This is a genomic window from Rhodanobacter fulvus Jip2, from assembly GCF_000264315.1.
GTDB lineage: Bacteria > Pseudomonadota > Gammaproteobacteria > Xanthomonadales > Rhodanobacteraceae > Rhodanobacter > Rhodanobacter fulvus.
Window position 1 is genome coordinate 1 of sequence record NZ_AJXU01000002.1, and the last position, 3728, is coordinate 3728.

A 3728-nucleotide genomic window follows, 5' to 3' on the forward strand; every position below is an offset into this window, starting at 1 on the left:
GGGATTCGGGATTCGGGAATCGGGAGTCGCAAGAGCATCGCGGCTGAAGCCGCTCCCACAAGGTCTGGTCCCACAGAGGCCGTTCCTATAGAGGTCCTACAGGTCGGTTAAGCCGGCACGCTCCACAATCCGCACCGCCATCGCTTTGGGAATCCCGATGAAACGCATCATCCTCATCTTGTCCGCCGTCATGTTGACGCTGTCGCTGAGCGCCCAGGCCGCCACCGGCCCGGCCCGCGCGCGGCTGGATACGTTCGCGCAGAACCTGCATTCGCTGACCGGCCATTTCAGCCAGACCTTGATCGACATCAACGGGCACGGCAGCAAGACCAGTGCGGGCACGCTGGCGCTGCAGTCGCCGCGGCAGTTTCGCTGGGAGACGCTGACGCCGTACAAGCAGACCATCGTCGCCGACGGCAGCCGCGTGTGGGTGTACGACCCGGAGCTGGATCAGGTCACCGTGCGGATACAGAGCGCCGAGGAGGCGCACAGCCCGCTCACCGTGCTCACCGACGTGTCGCAACTGGACCGCAACTTCAAGGTGGCCGAACGCGGCGAGCGCGATGGCCTGCAGTGGTTGCGGCTCACTTCCACCGCCAAGGACCCGCAGTTCGATTACGCCGACCTGGGTTTCGATGCGAATGGCCTGGCGCGCATGAGCTTCCGCGACCAGCTTGGCTCCACCACGGACATCCGCTTTTCCGACTGGCAGCGCAACGTGGCTATTCCGCCGTCGACCTTCAATTTCGTGCCGCCGCCGGGTGCCGACGTGATCGGCGATGCGCCGGTGATCAACGTCCAGCCGCTGAAAGATTGAGCTGGTCGGCATGCCGGTACTGCGCCAACTGCCGCGCTGGGCCTGGTTTGGTGGCGGCGTGCTCGCCTTTATCGCGGGCATCGTCAATGCCGCCGGCTACATGGGCTTCCGCCATCAGTCGATCACCAACCTGACCGGCTCCGCCAGCCTGTTCGGCGTGGCGCTGGGCACCGGCGACAGCGGCGAGGCGTGGCATTGGGCGCTGTCGATCGGCGCGTTCGTGTTCGGTGCCGTGGTCAGCGGCATGATCGTGCAGCAGAGCACGCTGCAACTGGGCCGCCGTTACGGGGTGACCCTGGTGCTGGAATCGATCCTGCTGTTCGCCGCCGTGCCATTGCTGCATCAAAACGATTCGCTGGGGCTTTACCTGGCCGCGATGGGTGCCGGTTTGCAGAACGGCATGGCCAGCACGTACAGCGGCATGGTGTTCCGCACGACCCATGTTTCCGGGATGTTCACCGATCTGGGCATCTACATCGGCCAGCGCCTGCGCGGCCTCAGCGTGGATACCTTGCGCGTGCGGGTGTGCGTGCTGGTCATCGTCACGTTCACCCTGGGCAGTGCAGCGGGCGCACTGCTTTTCCCCGCCTTGCACGAGCGCACCCTGCTGGTGCCCGCCGCGCTGACGGGCCTGTGCGGCCTGGGTTACACGCTGTATCGCCGCAGGGCGCCGGCCGACGTCTGATCGAACGCGGTGCCCACAACCGGCGCGTTATCATCCGCCCATGCCTCGCAACCCATCCCCGTCCGCCGATCTGTTCGCCACCGAAACCGATGCGCTGAAGCCGCTGGCCGAGCGCATGCGTCCGCGCAGCCTCGACGAAATCGTGGGCCAGCAGCGCCTGGTGGGCCCGGATAAGGCGCTGCGCCGCGCGCTGGAGGCGGGCAAGATCCACTCGATGGTGTTGTGGGGGCCGCCCGGTTGCGGCAAGACCACGCTGGCGTTGCTGGTGGCGCGCTATGCGGACGCGGATTTCCGCGCGATCTCCGCCGTGCTGTCCGGCCTGCCGGACGTGCGCAAGGCGCTGGCCGAGGCTGAGGTGAACTTTGCCCAAGGCCGGCGCACCGTGCTGTTCGTGGACGAGGTGCACCGCTTCAACAAGACCCAGCAGGACGCGTTCCTGCCGCACATCGAGCGCGGCGTGATCATCTTCATCGGCGCCACCACCGAGAACCCGTCGTTCGAATTGAACTCCGCGCTGCTGTCTCGCTGTCGCGTGCACGTATTGGAACCGGTTTCCGGCGACGACATCGTCGCCGCACTGAAACGCGCGCTTGCCGACAGCGAACGCGGCCTGGGCGAACTGCAGTTGCAGGTCTCCGACGAATCGCTGGACTCGATCGCCCAGGCCGCCGATGGCGACGTGCGCCGCGCGCTGACCCTGCTGGAAATCGCCGCTGAACTGGCCGACGACAAGCGCGTCGACGAGAGCACGCTGACCCAGGTGCTGGCCGATCGCACGCGTCGCTTCGACAAACAGGGCGAGCAGTTCTACGACCAGATCTCGGCGCTGCACAAATCCGTGCGCTCGTCCGATCCCGACGCTGCGGTGTACTGGCTGTGCCGCATGCTCGACGGCGGCGTGGATCCGCTGTACCTCGCCCGCCGCATGACCCGCATGGCGGTGGAAGATGTCGGCCTGGCCGAGCCGCGCGCCTGGCGCATGGCGCTGGATGCATGGGATACCTACGAACGCCTGGGCAGCCCCGAAGGCGAACTGGGCTTGGCGCAACTGGCGATCTGGCTGGCCATCGCGCCCAAGAGCAACGCGGCGTACATGGCCTACAACAAGGCCCGCGCCGCGGTGCGCGAAGGCGGCACGCTGGAGGTGCCGATGCACCTGCGCAACGCGCCCACCAAGCTGATGAAAGGCATGGGCTACGGCAAGGGCTACCAGTACGACCACGACGCCGAGGGCGGCGTGGCGCTGGATCAGCAGTGCCTGCCCGACGCGCTGGTCGGCACCGTGTTCTACGAGCCAGTCGAGCGTGGGCTGGAGCTGCAACTGCGCGAAAAGCTGCTCGACCTGCGCAAGCGTCGCCGCGACGCGCAGGGTTCGTGACCACGCCGGCCGGCATGTGCCGATGAATGCCGTGGCCTGGCGGGGTTCCATCTTCGTCGTGCTGCTGGTGTTGCTGGTGCTGGCCGAATGGCGCTGGCCGCGGCATCGAGGCGATCCCGACCGACGTCATCGCTGGCCGGTGAACCTGGGCTTCGGACTGGCCGGCGCGCTCTGCCTGCGGCTGTTGCTGCCGTGGCTGGCGGTCGATGCCGCGCTATGGGCGCAACACCACCACATCGGCCTGCTGCACCTGTGGGCAGTGCCATCGTGGCTGGGGATCGCGGTGACCCTGGTGGCGCTCGATCTGCTGATCTACGCCCAGCATCGGCTGATGCACCAGGTGGGCTGGCTGTGGCGACTGCATCGCCTGCACCACAGCGACCTGGCGCTGGATGCCAGCTCCGCCGTGCGTTTCCACCCGCTGGAAATCCTGTTTTCGATGGGCCTGAAGATCGGCGCCGTGGTGGCGCTGGGCGCCGCACCGATCGCGGTACTGGCGTTCGAGATCCTGTTGAACGGCCTGGCGATGTTCACCCACGCGAACCTCGCGTTGCCAGCACGGCTGGATCGCGCATTGCGCTGGGTGCTGGTGACGCCGGACATGCATCGCATCCACCATTCGGTGCTGCGCGACGAGCACGACCGCAATTTCGGCTTCAACGTGTCGTGGTGGGATCGCCTGTTCCGCAGCTACCGCGAAGAGCCGCGCCAGCCGCAGGCGACCTTGCCATTGGGGCTGGACCGGTTCCGCGAGCGCCGCGAGCAGCGCTTCGATCAACTGTTGCTGCAGCCCTTCAGGAACAAATGAAGCTTGTGATCGCGGCTGTGCTGTAGGAGCGCACCCTGTG

The 3728-nt window shown here is 66.8% G+C and carries 4 protein-coding genes; all 4 read left to right on the forward strand.

The genetic code is table 11. From position 1 onward, the window contains the following. The first annotated feature begins 157 nt into the window (after positions 1-157). Genes lolA through UU9_RS00510 form a run of 4 tightly spaced genes read left to right on the forward strand, consistent with a single transcriptional unit; the run spans position 158 to position 3688 of the window. Positions 158-817 carry an outer membrane lipoprotein periplasmic chaperone LolA gene (gene lolA / locus UU9_RS00495; protein ID WP_007079740.1) on the forward strand — a complete coding sequence of 220 codons (660 nt, stop codon included), beginning with the start codon at positions 158-160 and terminating at the stop codon, positions 815-817. A gap of 10 nt (positions 818-827) precedes the next feature. After that, positions 828-1502 carry a YoaK family protein gene (locus UU9_RS00500; protein WP_007079741.1) on the forward strand — a complete coding sequence of 225 codons (675 nt, stop codon included), beginning with the start codon at positions 828-830 and terminating at the stop codon, positions 1500-1502. 40 nt (positions 1503-1542) lie between these two features. Continuing rightward, positions 1543-2880, forward strand: a complete 1338-nt coding sequence (locus tag UU9_RS00505; protein ID WP_007079742.1) for a replication-associated recombination protein A — start codon at positions 1543-1545, stop codon at positions 2878-2880. Between the two features lie 22 nt (positions 2881-2902). Continuing rightward, positions 2903-3688, forward strand: a complete 786-nt coding sequence (locus UU9_RS00510) for a sterol desaturase family protein (RefSeq protein ID WP_007079743.1) — start codon at positions 2903-2905, stop codon at positions 3686-3688. Positions 3689-3728: the final 40 nt, after the last annotated feature.